General features: G+C 52.8%; 15 protein-coding genes. 6 read left to right on the top strand and 9 right to left on the bottom strand.

Features of this window, described 5'->3' with window-relative positions; genetic code table 11:
* Positions 1 to 68: 68 nt before the first annotated feature.
* A complete protein-coding gene (locus J4645_RS13755; protein WP_000846613.1) occupies positions 69 to 416 on the bottom strand; it encodes a YacC family pilotin-like protein in 348 nt (115 codons plus the stop codon).
* 201 nt (positions 417 to 617) lie between these two features.
* Between J4645_RS13755 and cueO the strand changes: the two genes are divergently transcribed.
* On the top strand, positions 618 to 2228 hold the full coding sequence (cueO, locus tag J4645_RS13750; RefSeq protein WP_000946047.1) for a multicopper oxidase CueO: 1611 nt from the start codon (positions 618 to 620) through the stop codon (positions 2226 to 2228).
* A 77-nt stretch (positions 2229 to 2305) separates the two neighbouring features.
* Here the strand turns inward: cueO and J4645_RS13745 are convergent, their stop codons facing one another.
* Positions 2306 to 4696: a pyrroloquinoline quinone-dependent dehydrogenase gene (locus J4645_RS13745; RefSeq protein ID WP_000829733.1), complete on the bottom strand. Its 2391-nt coding sequence runs from the start codon at positions 4694 to 4696 to the stop codon at positions 2306 to 2308.
* A 205-nt stretch (positions 4697 to 4901) separates the two neighbouring features.
* On the opposite strand from J4645_RS13745, the gene hpt reads away from it, so the two are divergent.
* Positions 4902 to 5438 carry a hypoxanthine phosphoribosyltransferase gene (gene hpt / locus J4645_RS13740; RefSeq protein WP_000683342.1) on the top strand — a complete coding sequence of 179 codons (537 nt, stop codon included), beginning with the start codon at positions 4902 to 4904 and terminating at the stop codon, positions 5436 to 5438.
* Positions 5439 to 5495: 57 nt separating this feature from the next.
* Here the strand turns inward: hpt and can are convergent, their stop codons facing one another.
* The gene (can, locus tag J4645_RS13735; protein WP_000651590.1) at positions 5496 to 6158 is read right to left on the bottom strand and encodes a carbonate dehydratase; all 663 of its coding nucleotides are present in this window, start codon (positions 6156 to 6158) and stop codon (positions 5496 to 5498) included.
* Positions 6159 to 6266: 108 nt separating this feature from the next.
* Here can and J4645_RS13730 point away from each other — a divergent pair, with 108 nt between their 5' ends.
* Both J4645_RS13730 and J4645_RS13725 read left to right on the top strand, forming a co-directional pair.
* A complete protein-coding gene (locus J4645_RS13730) occupies positions 6267 to 7193 on the top strand; it encodes an ABC transporter ATP-binding protein (protein WP_023215508.1) in 927 nt (308 codons plus the stop codon).
* Positions 7190 to 7960, top strand: a complete 771-nt coding sequence (locus tag J4645_RS13725; RefSeq protein ID WP_000983418.1) for an ABC transporter permease — start codon at positions 7190 to 7192, stop codon at positions 7958 to 7960. Before J4645_RS13730 ends, J4645_RS13725 begins: the two co-directional genes overlap by 4 nt.
* Positions 7961 to 8077: 117 nt before the next feature.
* On the opposite strand, the gene J4645_RS13720 is transcribed toward J4645_RS13725, so the two are convergent.
* From J4645_RS13720 to J4645_RS13705, 4 genes are read right to left on the bottom strand one after another with little or no spacing between them, the layout of a single operon-like run.
* Complete coding sequence (locus J4645_RS13720) at positions 8078 to 9154, bottom strand: fimbrial protein (RefSeq protein ID WP_000794035.1); 1077 nt, start codon at positions 9152 to 9154, stop codon at positions 8078 to 8080.
* 8 nt (positions 9155 to 9162) lie between these two features.
* A complete protein-coding gene (locus J4645_RS13715) occupies positions 9163 to 11709 on the bottom strand; it encodes a fimbrial outer membrane usher protein (protein WP_023214754.1) in 2547 nt (848 codons plus the stop codon).
* A gap of 26 nt (positions 11710 to 11735) precedes the next feature.
* Positions 11736 to 12419: a fimbrial biogenesis chaperone StiB gene (gene stiB, locus J4645_RS13710; RefSeq protein ID WP_023136514.1), complete on the bottom strand. Its 684-nt coding sequence runs from the start codon at positions 12417 to 12419 to the stop codon at positions 11736 to 11738.
* Positions 12420 to 12466: 47 nt separating this feature from the next.
* Entirely contained in the window at positions 12467 to 13018 is a 552-nt protein-coding gene (locus J4645_RS13705) for a fimbrial protein (RefSeq protein ID WP_000779119.1), read from the bottom strand.
* Positions 13019 to 13383: 365 nt separating this feature from the next.
* Between J4645_RS13705 and J4645_RS13700 the strand changes: the two genes are divergently transcribed.
* Complete coding sequence (locus tag J4645_RS13700) at positions 13384 to 13824, top strand: PTS sugar transporter subunit IIA (protein ID WP_000901969.1); 441 nt, start codon at positions 13384 to 13386, stop codon at positions 13822 to 13824.
* A 61-nt stretch (positions 13825 to 13885) separates the two neighbouring features.
* Positions 13886 to 15115 carry a polysaccharide deacetylase family protein gene (locus J4645_RS13695; protein ID WP_000245330.1) on the top strand — a complete coding sequence of 410 codons (1230 nt, stop codon included), beginning with the start codon at positions 13886 to 13888 and terminating at the stop codon, positions 15113 to 15115.
* A 6-nt stretch (positions 15116 to 15121) separates the two neighbouring features.
* Here J4645_RS13695 and panD read toward each other — a convergent pair whose 3' ends face one another.
* Positions 15122 to 15502, bottom strand: a complete 381-nt coding sequence (gene panD / locus J4645_RS13690) for an aspartate 1-decarboxylase (RefSeq protein WP_000621526.1) — start codon at positions 15500 to 15502, stop codon at positions 15122 to 15124.
* 94 nt (positions 15503 to 15596) lie between these two features.
* A complete protein-coding gene (panC, locus tag J4645_RS13685) occupies positions 15597 to 16451 on the bottom strand; it encodes a pantoate--beta-alanine ligase (RefSeq protein WP_000905340.1) in 855 nt (284 codons plus the stop codon).
* Between the last annotated feature and the right edge of the window lie 5 nt (positions 16452 to 16456).

The raw sequence follows: 16456 nt of genomic DNA, 5'->3' as shown, positions 1-16456 counted from the left end.
GCGCAACATCATAGCTAACAATGACCGTGGATGCACGGTCATTATTTCAGCAATAGGATCGCGGAGGATTATTTAACGTAGGCTAACAGGCTCAGAGAATCACGGGCCAGAGCTTTGCATTTTTTAGCGACCGGAATACCGATGCCGCTAAGATCGCGGTAGCTGTCTTCGCCCAACGATTTCATATCGAAGGTGTCGTAGTTACTCAGGTCCCACTGATTTTGCTGGGCAAAAAAGACCAGCGCACGGCGAATCTGACTGTTGGGTAAATTTTGGTAACCACAGTCATTTTTCAGAAAAACGAAAACCGCCGTTAAATCGGCCATATCTTCGGCTTCGGATTCAGTAAGCGCATAGCTATTTGCGCATAAGGCCATCAGGCTGCCAAACAACACGGGTCTGAAAAACGTCTTCATTGCTTCTACCACGGCATCAGGGAAAGTCAACGTTAGCATACTGAGAACGTAGCGACGACTTTTATTATCAGGATTGGTCGCGGCGTTTTCATTCTTATTGTATTGCTGTCAGGAATGGTAAAGACGTGTTGCTGGCTTGACCTTCCCGTTAGGGCAGGGTCTAAGCTTAGACACCCGCCTGTTCATTATAAGGAAATGATTATGTTACGCCGTGATTTCTTAAAATATTCAGTGGCGCTGGGGGTTGCATCAGCGCTGCCGCTGTGGAGCCGCGCCGCTTTTGCCGCCGAACGTCCCGCGTTGCCTATTCCTGACCTGTTAACGGCAGATGCGAGCAACCGTATGCAGTTGATTGTTAAAGCCGGACAGTCGACATTCGCCGGTAAGAACGCGACAACCTGGGGCTACAACGGTAATTTGCTGGGGCCAGCGGTACAGCTCCACAAAGGAAAAAGTGTGACCGTTGATATCCATAACCAACTGGCCGAAGACACGACGCTTCACTGGCATGGTCTGGAGATTCCGGGCATCGTCGACGGCGGCCCGCAGGGGATTATTCCCGCAGGCGGAACCCGCACGGTGACGTTTACGCCGGAGCAACGCGCCGCGACCTGCTGGATTCATCCGCATAAACATGGCAAAACCGGGCGCCAGGTGGCGATGGGCCTTGCCGGACTGGTGCTGATTGAAGATGACGAGATTCGCAAATTGCGCCTGCCGAAACAGTGGGGCATCGATGATGTGCCGGTGATCATTCAGGACAAACGCTTCTCCGCCGATGGTCAGATTGATTATCAACTGGATATTATGACCGCCGCCGTCGGCTGGTTTGGCGATACGCTGCTGACCAATGGCGCTATCTATCCGCAGCATTCCGCGCCGAAAGGCTGGCTACGTCTGCGCTTGCTAAATGGCTGTAATGCGCGTTCGCTGAATATCGCCGCCAGCGATAATCGTCCGCTTTATGTGATCGCCAGCGACGGCGGCCTGCTGGCGGAGCCGGTGAAAGTCACCGAACTGCCGTTATTAATGGGCGAGCGTTTTGAAGTGCTGGTGGATATCAGCGACGGGAAAGCCTTTGATCTGGTGACCCTGCCGGTCAGCCAGATGGGAATGGCGATCGCTCCGTTTGATAAACCGCATCCGGTGATGCGTATCCAGCCGCTGCGGATTACCGCCTCCGGTACGCTGCCGGATACGTTGACGACGATGCCTGCGTTGCCGTCGCTGGAAGGGCTAACGGTGCGCAACCTGAAACTGTCGATGGACCCGCGTCTTGATATGATGGGGATGCAAATGCTGATGAAGAAATATGGCGCTCAGGCGATGAGCGGCATGGATCATGACAGCATGAACGCGCATATGCAGGGCGGCAATATGGGGCATGGCGAGATGGATCATGGCAACATGGATCACAGCGGGATGAATCATGGCGCGATGGGCAATATGAATCACGGCGGAAAATTCGACTTCCATAACGCTAACTTTATTAACGGCCAGGTCTTCGATATGAACAAACCGATGTTCGCGGCGCAAAAAGGCCGACATGAACGTTGGGTGATTTCCGGCGTGGGCGACATGATGCTGCATCCTTTCCATATTCACGGCACGCAGTTCCGTATTCTGTCAGAGAACGGCAAAGCGCCAGCAGCGCACAGAACGGGCTGGAAGGATACGGTACGCGTTGAGGGCGGTATCAGCGAAGTGTTGGTCAAGTTCGATCACGACGCGCCGAAGGAACATGCCTATATGGCGCACTGTCATCTGTTAGAACATGAAGATACGGGAATGATGTTAGGATTTACGGTCTAATCGCTGTCTCCGACGCAGGCCGGGTAAGGAGAAGCCGCCACCCGGCACAATGCCCGGCATACGCCGGGCATTAATGGTTATTTCGCGTCGTCAGGCAAAGCATAGGCCACGATATAGTCGCCCATCTTCGTACCAAACGAACCGTGGCCTCCGGCAGAAACGACCACGTACTGCTTACCGTTTACCTCATAGGTCATCGGCGTTGCCTGGCCTCCGGCGGGTAAACGTCCCTGCCACAGTTTTTCCCCGTTGCTCATGTTATAAGCGCGCAGGTAGTTGTCGGCGGTCGCGGCAATGAACAGTACGTTACCGGCGGTTGAGATTGGCCCGCCGAGCATGGGCATCCCCATGTTGAACGGCACCGGAACCGGCATCGGGAACGGCATACTGTCGCGCGGCGTCCCTATACGTTTCTTCCATACGATTTCATTGGTCTTCAGATCCAACGCGGAAATATAGCCCCAGGCCGGTTGTTTACACGGCAGGCCAAACGGCGAAAGGAACGGATTCAGCGTGACGCCGAATGGTACGCCGTACTGTGGCTGAATACCTGCTTCTGTACCGGTACCTTTCGCGTCTTTCGGCGGCTCCATCGGATTACCCGGGCCGCGTGGGATCAGCTTCGAGACAAACGGCAGCGCCATCGGGTTAGCGATAGCGACCTGACGGTCTGGATCGACGGAAATACCGCCCCATTCAAACATCCCCAGGTTGCCAGGGAATACCAATGTCCCCTGCTCGGACGGCGGGGTGAAGATACCTTCATAGCGCAACTGGTGGAACATAACGCGGCACACCAGTTGGTCGAACATGGTCGCGCCCCACATATCCGCGCCGGAGAGATCTTTTTTCGGGCGGAAGGTTAAATCAGAGAACGGCTGAGTTTTGGCGACGTAATCGCCTTTTGCCGCGCCCTGTGGGACCGGTTTTTCCGGAGCGGGCACGACCAGCTCGCCATTACGTCTGTCGAGCACAAAGATATTACCGGTTTTCGCTGGCGCATAGATAACCGGAACGGTGGTACCGTTAACGGTGATATCCGCCAGCGTCGGCTGTGCCGGCAGGTCCATATCCCACAGATCGTGATGGACGGTCTGATAACTCCAGGCCAGTTTCCCGGTGGTGGCATTCAGCGCCAGGATGGAGCTGGCATAACGTTCCTGCTCCGGCGTGCGGTTACCGCCCCAGATATCCGGCGTGGTCACGCCCATCGGCAGATAGACCAGATCCAGTTTCGCATCATAGGCGGCAGGCGCCCAGGAGTTCGGCGAGTTAAAGGTAAAAGCGTGCTCATCGGCTGGAATCGCGTTCGGATCTTTCGCCCCCGGATCGAAGGCCCACAGTAGCTTACCGGTATTAACGTCAAAACCACGGATAACGCCGGACGTTTCGCGGGTAGAGAAGTTATCCGTGACCGAACCGGCAATGACGATCGTTTTATCGGTGATAATCGGCGGCGACGTCGGTTCATACAGTCCCGGCGTGGTGTCCGGCATATTGGTTTGCAGATTCAGGACGCCTTTATTGGCGAAGGTTTCACACAGCTTGCCGGTTTCGGCATTCACCGCGAAAAGGCGACCGTCATTGACCGGGAGGATAATGCGGCGCGGACAGTCGGCGATGACCTCCGGCGAGGCGGTATCCGCTTTGGCCTCATGATAAGAGACGCCGCGGCAGGTCACATGCTGGAAAGACGAATCGGTCTTCAACTGAGGATCAAAATGCCACTTCTCTTTACCGCTGGCGGCGTCCAGTGCGAACAGACGCTGGTGAGCCGTACACAGGTAGAGCGTATCGCCGACTTTAATCGGGGTCACTTCGTTGGTGATTTCGCCCGGATCGTTGGGTTGTTTCAGATCGCCGGTGCGGAAGACCCACGCTTCTTTCAGTTGGTGAACGTTATCCGCAGTGATCTGTTTCAGCGGCGAATAGCGTTGGCCTTCCTGATTACGTCCATAGGCCGGCCAGTCTTCGTCGGCGATCGACGAGCTTGTTGCGGCGGGCGTGGCGTCGGCGCGAAGCGTACCGTTGATCTCCTGCGGGTCGTTGAAGCCAGCCCAGGTCAGAATGCCGCCGCTAATCAGCAGCGCCACGACCAGCGCCGCCACAGCGCCGCTGGAAGGAACCACCAGCCGATGCCAGACAAACGGCAATATTAGCCAGATGCCGAAAAACACCAGAATATCGCTACGCGGCGTGAGCGCCCAGAAGTCGAACCCGACTTCCCACACGCCCCAAATCATTGTCGCCAGCAGCAGGGCGGCATACAGCCACAGCGCGGCACGTTTACTGCGCCATAGCAATCCGGCCACAACCAGCATCACAAGGCCCGCGATGGGGTAGTACCAGGAACCGCCAATAGCAACCAGCCAGACACCTCCGATAAGAAGATACAGCCCGCAAAGTGCTGCAAAGAGGGCCGTCAGCGTCACGAGTAATCGTGGCGATCGTGCGTTATTTTCTGCCATAAAAAGACACCATCCCAAATTGTTAATTTTTTAGTAGCAATTAAGTATAGGAATTAACATGTGTGATCGTAATCACAAAATGAGCTTTCTTATCAAATGCCGCGAATGAATACGTTTGCTGTTATACTGCGTGCCTTGCGCGTCAATGCGGCGTTATTAGTCACCGGCATTGAGTGATTTGTTTTTAAATCATATGGTTATAAATATGAAACATACTGTTGAAGTCATGATCCCCGAAGCGGAGATCAAAGCACGTATTGCCGAGCTGGGTCGTCAGATTACCGAACGTTATAAAGACAGCGGCAGTGAAATGGTGCTGGTAGGTCTGTTGCGTGGCTCATTTATGTTTATGGCGGACCTGTGCCGTGAAGTCCAGGTTCCTCATGAAGTCGATTTTATGACCGCCTCCAGTTATGGTAGCGGCATGTCCACCACCCGCGACGTGAAAATCCTCAAAGATCTGGATGAGGATATTCGCGGTAAAGACGTGCTGATTGTCGAAGACATTATTGATTCCGGTAATACGCTGTCGAAGGTCCGTGAAATCCTGGGCCTGCGCGAGCCGAAATCGCTGGCGATTTGTACGCTGCTGGATAAACCGTCTCGTCGCGAAGTGGACGTGCCGGTTGAGTTCGTTGGCTTTTCGATTCCGGACGAATTTGTAGTCGGTTACGGTATCGACTACGCCCAGCGTTATCGCCATCTACCGTATGTTGGTAAAGTGGTGCTGCTGGACGAGTAAGAGCAGAAATGCCGGATGGCGTCGCTAAAGCGACTTATCCGGCCTATAGCTAATGGCTTATTGGTGGGGAATGTATTTCAGACTTAGGGCGGAGATACCCTTATGATAGCCGTTCTCCAGCGTTTTTTTGTTGGTGGCGGTGACGTCAAGATCGCGCAGCAGGCCATCATTGATACTGTACGCCCAGCCGTGAATGGTCACATTCTGCCCGCGTTTCCACGCTGACTGCATAATGGTGGAATGCCCCAGGTTATAGACCTGCTCCATGACGTTCAATTCATAGAGCGCGTCCAGACGTTGCTCTTCGGGCATTTTTCCCAACAGCGAGCTATGTTTAAGCCAGATGTCGCGGATATGCAGCAACCAGTTATTAATCAAGCCCAGCTCAGGGTTTTCTACCGCAGCCTTGATACCGCCGCAACCGGAGTGGCCGCAAATGATAATATGCTCAACTTCCAGAACATCTACCGCATATTGAACCACGGAGAGACAGTTCAGATCGGTGTGAATAACCAGGTTAGCCACATTACGGTGAACAAACAATTCGCCCGGTTCAAGCCCGGTTAAACGCTCTGCGGGAACGCGGCTGTCGGAACATCCAATCCATAGAAAGCGCGGTTTTTGCGCTTGCGCCAGTTTCTCAAAAAATCCGGGGTCCTCTTCCACCAGCATTTTTGACCATAGTGCATTGTTGCTGATGAGTGTATCTATGTCTTTCATGGAAGTTAACGACCTGTAACCAAATAAGTGCGTTGGGCTAATATAGGGCAACTCCGTAGTTATTTAAACCATATATAAAGTGTAAGAACGTAAAGTAAGTGAGAATTTATGACCATTGCGCTGGAACTTCAACAACTTAAAAAAACCTATCCCGGCGGCGTTCAGGCGCTGCGCGGCATAGATTTGCAGGTCGAAGCGGGGGATTTTTACGCGCTTCTGGGGCCAAATGGAGCAGGGAAATCGACCACCATCGGTATTATCAGCTCATTGGTTAATAAAACGTCCGGGCGCGTTAATGTTTTTGGTTACGACCTGGAAAAAGACGTGGTTAACGCTAAGCGACAGCTTGGACTGGTGCCACAGGAGTTTAACTTTAACCCGTTTGAAACGGTGCAACAGATCGTAGTGAATCAGGCCGGTTATTACGGCGTGGAACATAAAGAGGCGGTTTTACGTAGCGAAAAGTATTTAAAACAGCTCGATCTGTGGGAAAAACGTCATGAACGCGCGCGGATGCTCTCCGGTGGGATGAAACGCCGCCTGATGATCGCCCGCGCATTGATGCATGAGCCTAAGCTATTGATTCTCGACGAGCCGACGGCGGGCGTCGATATTGAATTGCGTCGCTCGATGTGGGGATTCCTGAAAGACTTAAACGCCAAAGGCACCACGATTATTCTCACCACCCACTATCTGGAAGAGGCGGAAATGCTGTGCCGCAATATCGGTATTATTCAGCACGGCGAGTTGGTGGAAAATACCTCCATGAAAAATCTGCTTTCAAAGCTGAAATCGGAGACGTTTATTCTGGATTTAGCGCCAAAAAGCCCGCTGCCTAAGCTTGCGGGTTATCAATATCGTCTGGTGGATACCTCGACTCTGGAGGTTGAAGTGTTGCGCGAGCAGGGGGTTAACAGCGTTTTTAGCCAACTGAGCGAGCAGGGGGTTCAGGTATTAAGTATGCGTAATAAAGCCAACCGTCTGGAAGAACTGTTTGTGTCGCTGGTGCATGAAAAACAAGGAGATCGCGTATGATGCAGCTTTACTGGGTTGCCCTTAAAAGCATCTGGGCGAAAGAGATCCACCGCTTTATGCGGATCTGGGTGCAAACGCTAGTGCCGCCTGTCATCACGATGACGCTCTATTTTATTATTTTCGGTAACCTGATCGGTTCGCGCATCGGCGAAATGCATGGTTTTAGCTATATGCAATTTATTGTGCCGGGCCTGATTATGATGGCGGTTATTACTAACTCCTACGCGAATGTCGCGTCGTCATTTTTTAGCGCCAAGTTTCAGCGCAATATTGAGGAACTGCTGGTCGCGCCGGTACCAACGCACGTGATTATCGCCGGATTTGTCGGCGGCGGCGTGGCGCGCGGGCTGTGCGTGGGGATTCTGGTGACGGCGATTTCGCTCTTTTTTGTGCCTTTCCAGGTGCATTCCTGGGTATTTGTCGCGCTAACGCTGATTCTGACCGCGATTCTGTTCTCGCTGGCCGGACTGCTGAACGCCGTGTTTGCGAAAACCTTTGACGATATCAGCCTGATCCCGACCTTTGTGCTGACGCCGCTGACCTACCTCGGCGGGGTATTTTACTCGCTGACGCTGCTGCCGCCGTTCTGGCAAGGGTTGTCGCACCTGAACCCGATCGTCTACATGATCAGCGGCTTCCGTTATGGTTTCCTGGGTATCCATGATGTGCCGCTGGTGACGACGTTTGGTGTACTGGTGATCTTTATCGCCGCTTTCTACCTGCTGTGCTGGTCGCTGATCCAGCGTGGGCGTGGTTTGCGCAGTTAAGTGTTGACAGGGGAGATGGGGCGTTGGGTTGCACTTCGCTTCACCCCATCTACGGGGCCGTAATATCAATGGGTTACGGGTCTGTAGGGGGAGGCTTGCTGAAACCCAACGCTTCTCTCAGCGAATCTGAATCTCCAGCGTGGCGGTAGCCTGGTATTCTCCGGTGTGGGGAACATGTCCGGTGGTATTGACCGGCGCGGCGGTGAACTCGGTGCTGCCTCTACCGTCGGCGTAATCTTCAATCGGCAATTCGGCGCTGCCGCCGGGAACGATGGTCTTATCGTATTTATCGGAAATCCGTATCCCTAAATTCTCATTGTCGGTTTTCAGGTATTCCGGGTTGTGCGGATCGGTTTCTCCATTCAATGACATTGACAGGTTGGTGCCGTCCGCCACGTTGCTACAGGTAAAGTTTACCTGAGTGGTGACGTGCGAGTTCTGCGGACTGTCGCCGAGGTGACGAATATCTTTGCCCTCAATATCCGGCAGCCTGACCTCGATAACCTGCCCGGCGTTGATGGAACAGGACTGCGGCACGGTAATGGTCCCGGACATGGTGACGTGCGCGATAGGGGGAACGGAGGGGGGAATATTATCTCCACTGCTGCCCGGCGTTTTTGATAAATAGAGATTCATGATCGTTGTTTGCGGGATCGAGATTTCTCCGACCAAAGGATGAGTAATATAAATCCTTACCGTGCCTTTATTGCCCGCCGTCATTGATTTCATTTCTGCATCGCCACAGCCGCCTGCGGAGGCATCATTATTGCTGATTGAGGAAAACGGGACGGGAATATATTCGCCAAGCTTCCCGGCTATATACGCTTCGGTACCAATTTCCAGTTTGCCTGCCACGAGGACATAGTAATCCATATGTCCGTAGTATCGCGTCTCGCTGTGCGTGCCTTTCTGTGTCAGATCGCCGGTGGTCGCGGTGAAATAGTTGTACCCGCGATAATCACTGTTATCGCAGTCGCATTTAGCCGAATATTCTCCGCCTGCTGACCAGTGCTCTTCAACGATGGTTCCCGTCTGGTTCCCATCCGTATCGGTAATGGTTTGATTAAAACTAAAAGGAAAATCATGCGTGCCGCTGGTTGGTTGACACCAGCCGCTTCCGTTGCCCATCGTTCCGTCTGCCAGCGCATGGCCTGAAAATAGCGACAATGCCAGCAGCATCCATAAATTCTTCATTGTGTTCCTCACTGGCAGACGGCGTTCGCCATCACGATGCCGTTCATATTTTTGCTGATATCCAGACGGTAATCCGCGCGGCAAGAGGCGCTTCCCCAGTTCACCAGGAGCAGGCCCTCTTCCGGCAGGCCGCTGAGGAAGACCTGGCCTTTATCGCCGACGATACTGGCCAGGTTCGCATCCTGCCCATCGACGCTTGCCGTCGCGCCAAAGGGCACGGGCTCGCCATTGCTGCGCGTCAGCGTTAACAGCGCGCGATAGCCCTTATGCGTGTCATACGCCGCGCGCACCACCGCATTACGCGTCGGGTAGACGGTCTGGTTGTTGAGCGGAATATCCACGTTGTCGGCAAACGTGCTGCTGTCGAGCGAGATATCGTAGCGATAATACGGAGTGACGTTGGGGATCACCGTATAACCCCGGAAGTCGGTGGCGACGCCGGTCTGGTTTTCAACTGAAACGCCGCTGGCACCGGGCGCTTTAATTAAAATCGCCGCGCCGGTAATTGGCTGGCTCAGGGTAATACCGTTTTCGTGCGCCAGAATGCCGCCGCTGATGCCGTAGCTGACCTGTTGGCTATCTGGCGACTGATTGTAACCGGCGTTGAGGTTGGCATAAGTGCCTTTGTAGCTGGCGTTTACCCCGCCGGAATCACCGTCTTGTGTGCTGTGGCTCTGCTGTAACGACCAGTTCAGGTTTCTGTCACGCAGCGCGGTGCCGCTAAGGGTGGTGCTGTTCACCGTAGCATCGTGCTTACGCGTGTTCAGCATATAGCTGGCGTATAGCCTGGAATCGAACACCGTAAACGGAACATGCAGCGACAGCGTGAACAGCCGATCGTTCTGGTTATAACGATCGTCGTCGTTATCATCATCGTCATTATCCGATCGGTACTGGTAGGTGTTTTTGTTATAGCTGTAGCTTAACGTATAGCTCACCGGGCCCCAGCTATTGTTGTAGTTGGCGCTCAGAGATTCCATCTGCTGCGCGCTGTGCCAGTAATCTTCTTTTACCCAACTTAGCGTTAAGGAACCGAGCGTATCGCTAATTTGCTGGTTGACTGAAGCTTCGAAACGATTATGGCGCTTGCCGTAGTTATCATAAAAATCGTCGTCCGGGTTGATCACCTCGCTCAGCGAATTGTAGTTTTCGCTGGCGTAACGATAGCCGGCCAGCGAAAACGTGGTGCCCGTACTGACGACGCCCTTGCTGTAGCGGACGCGCCAGGATTGCCCGGCTTCTTTGCGGCCATCGTCAAATTTGGCGTGCGACCAGATACCGTCCAGGGAAATGGCCCCCAGCATCTGCATATTTTGCCCGACGCCGAAGGCGACGGACTGGTATTTATCGCCGGCAATCTGGCTGCCGCCGTACAGCGTGATACCCCACGGCAGGCCGTACAGCAGGGTCGCCTGGCCGAAGTCGTCCAGCGTGTGGTTGTCGTAATCACGATATTTACCCACGGTCACGCTGTATTTTGCCCGTCCGGTGCGCTGCAGAATCGGCAGCGAAGAGTAGGGCACGATAAAATGCTGTTCGCTACCGTCGGCTTCTTTTACCGTCACGTCGTAGTCGCCGTTGCTGCCGGTGGGAAACATATCGTTGATTTCAAATTCGCCCGGCGAAACGGCAGTTTGATAGGCGATATAACCGTTTTGCCGCACGATAACCTGCGCGTTTGAACGGGCGATGCCGCGAATCGTCGGGGCGTAACCACGCTGGCTGTTGGGCTGCATTTGATCGTCAGAGGTAAGCTGGAGGCCGCGAAAAGGTACGCTGTCGAACACGTCGGATGGCGTATTGCTGTCTCCGGCGGTGAACTGGCTTTTCAGCGCGATAATGTCGCGCTGTAAATAGTTATAAACGCTGTTCCAGCTACCGCTCTCGCCGTTATTTGCGCTCCAGTTACTGTAGTTGCGAAAACGCCACGGCCCGAGGTTAAAACCCGGCTGGAGAGCGAGATACTTCGATTCCGCATCGTCGGAATCCTCACTGGAACCGTACTCTTTATAGCCGCTGAAACTGTAGTTCAGCATTAGCGCGGTAATCCCCTCCTGCCACTTTTCCGGCGGCACGTAGCCGCGCGCGTTGTTGGCGATGTAGAGTTGAGGGATGCTTATCGATAATGCCTGTTGCTGAAAATCAAACTGCTGGCTGGCGCCGGGGATAGCGCTGAGATTGACGCAGCTTTTTTCACTCTCCAGCGTTGGAAAAAGGTCGGTTTTGACGCCGCTATCTTTTAGTTCCTGAAGCCGTAAACAGCCCTGTAATGCCTGTTGACCGTCACTGAGCGTCGTGAGTTGAAAATCAACGTTTCGCGCGCCGATTTCTGTTTTGTTGATAATGATAGTGACGTAATAGGTGCCAGGAAGTTGGCTTTTGTCGTTATCAAATGTCGACAGATCGACGCTTGTGCGATTCGCCTGCCCATGGTGTTCAATAAATGCCGGATTGAAATAGTCGCGCGCCCATGCAACATGTGCGAACGTGCTGCCCAGCGCGATACACACAGCGCAGCGCGATAAATAAAATCCCCTGTGTTGCCCTTTGCGCATCGGCACTCTCATCCCTGTCACTCTTCTCAAGGCGTTTGTTTATGTTCGGGGCCAGTACCGCCAAAATCGTTGATGATAGACCAGGCGATCGGGCCGCTGGCGGCGGCAGGCAGCGTGTACTGCGCGTTGCCGAAAGGCGCCACATAGCGCGGGGCTTTTACTTTTTGACTGCCAACGGAAAGGGTGGCGAAGTTCATATAATAGGGCGTGGGGTTCTTCACGGTGAGCGTGCGACCCTGACGCGACCACGTTAACCGATCGGCAACCTCTTCTGGCTTTTGGGTTAACGCTTTTGGCCGGTAAATCAGCTTAAATTCCGCTTTAACGGCCAGCATGAGCGTATTGTGCTTATTGTCCGGATTGCTGCTGGGAATCGATTTAATATCCAGCCAGTACAGCGACTCGCGATCTTCCGGCAAATTGCCGCCGGTACGGATAATTCGCAGTACGTTCTTTTGCCCGCCATTAAGGCGAAAAAGCGGCGGGGTGACCATAAACGGCGCATCGCCGATCGCCCCGGTTTCGCTGATCGATTGCGCCCAGGACTGAATTAAATAGGGAACGTTGTCGCTATTGCTTATCGATATGGATGCATCTTTGGCATCGCCGTGAAAAATAACCCGCGTTGCGCCGATGTTTATCCCTGCGGCATGCGCCAGCGAACTGCACAACAGGCAACAAAGCAACCCTGCTTTAGCCAATGAATTCATTGATGACCTCAATAAACAAATGGGCCAGCCGACGCTGGCCGCCAGGATCAGTTATATTGCAGATAGAATGTTGCGCTTGCATCGACATTTCCCGACCCAACGGGAACCGCGGTGGCGATATAGCGGGCGGTGAAAGGCATTGAGAGTGTCGTCACCCCCTCTTCTGTAGGGAGCGCGACTGCGGAAGACCATGCCTGAAGATCGTTAAAGGTCACTGGCGTACTGTCACCCGTTTTATCAAGAATTTGCACGCCAATATTCTGAGCATCAGCCTCATTTTTCAGGATGGTCGCATCGGTTCCGTCGAGCGTACCTTCAAAGCGCGCCTGTACATTGCTGTAGATGTTTGCGTCGCAGTTTTCGAGATCGATGGTGAAGCCTTTATCCCCTGCCGTTTGCCCTGCGGCAGTAAAAAGAGAGGCAAATTCGTTCTGTAATGTTACCTCTATTAATACTGAATCCGTTTTTACCGTACAGGCGTTTTGCTGAATGAGGCCGGTGATATGTACGGTGCCGTCTTTAGCGGTGTCTGCCAGCGCGGCGGGGGAGAGGGTGATGGCAGCCAGTGCCACAGCGAGTGTTTTTAAGGTGAGTTTCATTATCTTTGATCCTTTAAGATATTATAAATATTGACATAGTAGCAATATTTATTGTGTGGAAAGTTATTGTTCTTTTTATTCCCGAATGAGTAAATATGATGTTCGATGATTTTTGCGGCGCGAAGAAAAATTCAGAATACATAAATATAAAATATTTATAATATATATCTTATTGATTGTTTTGGTGGGTGTTTGTTTAATAATTGCCGTGATTATACTTTCAATGGGCCAGATTCTATGAAGGCTGCGAACATTTTTAAAAATAATGCAAATTTTTTTGAATAAAAAATGATCGTGGTCATAGAGTGTTGTCGGCCAAAAAAACATGCTGACATGCTGGATTGGAGCTCAATGGAGGAGAAGTTATGCTGGGATGGGTGATTACCTGCCATGACGATCGCGCACAGGATATGCTTGATCGCCTGGAGAGAAAAAATGGTCCGCTGGCGCAATGCCGGGCGGTCAATTTTTGGCGCGGCGTGAGCTCAAACATGTTGAGCCGTATGATGTGTGATGCCCTCCATGCCACCGACTCCGGTGAAGGCGTGATATTTTTAACCGACATTTCCGGCGCGGCGCCTTATCGTGTAGCGTCGCTGATGAGCCATAAACATTCTCAATGTGAAGTCATTTCAGGTGTCAGCTATTCATTGATAGAGGAAATGCTTCCTTTGCGAGAGTCGATGAGCAGTTCAGCATTTCGCGACCAGATTGTCGCGCTTGGCGCGCCGGATGTCACCAGTCTCTGGCATCAGCAGCAGAAAAACCCGCCTTTTGTATTGCTACATGATTTGTATGAGTTTTGATCAATACCATTGACGACGCTTTTGCTACAATAACGGCGTTTTTTCGCCTCGGTTATGATATATGGTTATGCGCGTTGTTCTTATCTTGCTGTTCTTTTTCTCCGGTAATGTGTTGGCTGCCTTGCCCGCTCGTTATATGCAAACGACGAAAGACGCCGCCATCTGGTCGCAGATTGGCGATAAAATGGTGACCGTAGGGAATATCCGCGCCGGACAAATTCTTTCCGTAACGCCTGTTGCGGCTGATTATTATGCCTTTAAATTCGGCTTCGGCGAGGGGTTTATCGATAAAGGCCATCTGGAACCTGTGCAGGGAAAACAAAAAGTGGAAGATGGCCTGGGCGATCTTAACAAGCCGCTCAGCAATCAGAATCTGGTGACCTGGAAGGACACGCCGGTGTATAACGCGCCGGACATCAGTAGCGCCCCGTTTGGCGTATTGGTGGATAACTTGCGTTACCCCATTATTAGTAAGCTGAAAGGCAGGCTACATCAAACCTGGTATCAGATCCGTATTGGCGACAGGCTGGCGTATGTCAGCGCCATGGATGCGCAGGAAGACAACGGCATTCCGATTTTGACCTATCATCACATCTTACGTGATGAAGAGAATACCCGTTTTCGCCATACGTCCACCACGACTTCGGTTCGGGCATTCAGCAACCAAATGACCTGGCTTCGCGATCGCGGCTATGCCACGTTGACGATGTACCAACTGGAGGATTACATCCATAACCGCGCGAATTTCCCGGCGCGCGCGGTGGCTATCACCTTTGATGATGGCCTTAAATCGGTGAGTCGCTATGCGTATCCGGTATTAAAGCAGTACGGTATGAAAGCGACGGCATTTATTATTTCATCGCGTATTAAGCGCCATCCGCAAAAATGGAATCCCAGGTCGCTGCAATTTATGAGCGTGTCCGAGTTGCGCAAGATAAGCGATGTTTTTGATTTTCAGTCGCATACCCACTTTTTACACCGGGTAGATGGGCATCGTCGTCCGATTTTATATAGCCGCAGCTACCATAATATTCTGTTTGATTTTGAACGTTCGCGGCGGGCGCTCGCACAGTTTACTCCGCACGTATTTTATCTTTCTTATCCCTTTGGCGGCTATAACGCGACCGCGATCAAAGCAGCAAAAGACGCCGGTTTCCATCTGGCGGTCACCACGGTGAGAGGGAAGGTGAAGCCGGGAGATAATCCGATGCTGCTCAAAAGGCTGTATATTTTACGCACGGATTCGCTGGAAACCATGTCGCGGCTGATCAGCAACCAGCCGCAGGGGTAAGGACTATCAGGCAACCTGGACCGGAATGGCTTTCGCGGTACGCTTCATTTCGTTGTCGCCTTCAAAGTAGGCCACTTTCGGCCGCCATGTCCGGGCTTCTTCATCAGACATGGTGACGAAGCTGGCGATAATCACAATGTCGCCAACCTCAGCGCAGTGCGCCGCCGCGCCGTTCACCGAGATGATTCTGGAGCCGCGTTCAGCCGCAATCGCATAGGTTGAGAAACGTTTCCCATTGGTCACGTTCCAGATATCAATCGCTTCGTTTTCCAGAATACCGGAGGCATCGAGAAAATCCTGGTCAATGGCACAGGAACCTTCGTAGTGCAGGTCCGCCTGCGTGACTTTTACGCGGTGGAGCTTGCCTTGCAGCATGGTGCGAATCATAACATCTATACCCTGTCGTTTATCTTGACTAAGCAGGCGCTTGTGGCCTGCTTTGGAAATTCTCAGGCAGTATTGCCCGATTTTTAACCCCTGTCTACTGGGCTAATGTAACGCTTTGATTATCGATCAGACGCGCCTGACCCAGCCAGGCGGCGGCCAGAATCACGGCGCGTTTGCTGGTTTCCGTCAGTTCCAGCAGCGTGTCGGCATCACGGATTTGAATGTCGTCGGCACGGAAGCCTTTTTCATTCAATTCCTGTTCGGCAATGGCAATAATCTCTTGCAGCTCACGATTACCCGCAATCAGTTTTTCAGCGATGCTATTCATCACGTTGTGTAGACCTGGCGCAATTTTGCGCTGCTCTGCGGTCAGATAACTGTTACGTGAGCTGAGCGCCAGGCCGTCTTTGGCGCGGATAATCGGCACGCCGACGATCTCAATGTCATAACTCATATCCGCCACCATTTTGCGAATCAGCGCCAGTTGCTGGAAATCTTTCTCGCCAAAGCAGGCGATATCCGGCTGGATCAGGTTGAACAGCTTGCTGACGATGGTCGAGACGCCGCGGAAGTGGCCCGGACGGCTGGCGCCTTCCAGCATGGTGGAGAGGCCGGGAACATCAACGTACGTCTGGCCTTCCAGCCCCTGCGGGTAAATTTCCTCAACGGCTGGCGCAAAGACATAATCGACTTTGCGCTTGTTCAGCTTTTCACAGTCTTCCTGCAGCGTGCGCGGATAACGCACCAGATCGTCCGGCCGGTCAAACTGCATCGGATTGACGAAAATGCTGACGAACACCACATCAGCCCGGGCTTTTGCCTCATCGACCAGCTTCATATGACCGTCGTGCAGATTGCCCATGGTGGGAACCAGTGCGACGCGTTTGCCTTCCTGACGCAGACGACGGATATGCTGGCGCAGCAGCGGCAGGGTTTCAATGATTAGCACAACAA

The sequence above is a fragment of the Salmonella sp. 32082101201600294FB01SM01 genome, assembly GCF_017572865.1.
Taxonomy (GTDB): Bacteria; Pseudomonadota; Gammaproteobacteria; order Enterobacterales; family Enterobacteriaceae; genus Salmonella; species Salmonella enterica.
Note: the sequence above shows the minus strand (reverse complement) of the source record. Positions and strands in the feature narration are given on the sequence as shown.

What these genes read in the sequence shown, in the direction of transcription:
- J4645_RS13695 (WP_000245330.1), top strand. Translation starts at nt 13,886, where the DNA reads ATGGTTATGCGCGTTGTTCTTATCTTGCTGTTCTTTTTCTCCGGTAAT.
- J4645_RS13725 (WP_000983418.1), top strand. Translation starts at nt 7,190, where the DNA reads ATGATGCAGCTTTACTGGGTTGCCCTTAAAAGCATCTGGGCGAAAGAG.
- J4645_RS13745 (WP_000829733.1), bottom strand. Translation starts at nt 4,696, where the DNA reads ATGGCAGAAAATAACGCACGATCGCCACGATTACTCGTGACGCTGACG.
- can (WP_000651590.1), bottom strand. Translation starts at nt 6,158, where the DNA reads ATGAAAGACATAGATACACTCATCAGCAACAATGCACTATGGTCAAAA.
- hpt (WP_000683342.1), top strand. Translation starts at nt 4,902, where the DNA reads ATGAAACATACTGTTGAAGTCATGATCCCCGAAGCGGAGATCAAAGCA.
- cueO (WP_000946047.1), top strand. Translation starts at nt 618, where the DNA reads ATGTTACGCCGTGATTTCTTAAAATATTCAGTGGCGCTGGGGGTTGCA.
- J4645_RS13705 (WP_000779119.1), bottom strand. Translation starts at nt 13,018, where the DNA reads ATGAAACTCACCTTAAAAACACTCGCTGTGGCACTGGCTGCCATCACC.
- J4645_RS13755 (WP_000846613.1), bottom strand. Translation starts at nt 416, where the DNA reads ATGAAGACGTTTTTCAGACCCGTGTTGTTTGGCAGCCTGATGGCCTTA.
- stiB (WP_023136514.1), bottom strand. Translation starts at nt 12,419, where the DNA reads ATGAATTCATTGGCTAAAGCAGGGTTGCTTTGTTGCCTGTTGTGCAGT.
- J4645_RS13700 (WP_000901969.1), top strand. Translation starts at nt 13,384, where the DNA reads ATGCTGGGATGGGTGATTACCTGCCATGACGATCGCGCACAGGATATG.
- J4645_RS13715 (WP_023214754.1), bottom strand. Translation starts at nt 11,709, where the DNA reads ATGCGCAAAGGGCAACACAGGGGATTTTATTTATCGCGCTGCGCTGTG.
- panD (WP_000621526.1), bottom strand. Translation starts at nt 15,502, where the DNA reads ATGATTCGCACCATGCTGCAAGGCAAGCTCCACCGCGTAAAAGTCACG.
- J4645_RS13720 (WP_000794035.1), bottom strand. Translation starts at nt 9,154, where the DNA reads ATGAAGAATTTATGGATGCTGCTGGCATTGTCGCTATTTTCAGGCCAT.
- J4645_RS13730 (WP_023215508.1), top strand. Translation starts at nt 6,267, where the DNA reads ATGACCATTGCGCTGGAACTTCAACAACTTAAAAAAACCTATCCCGGC.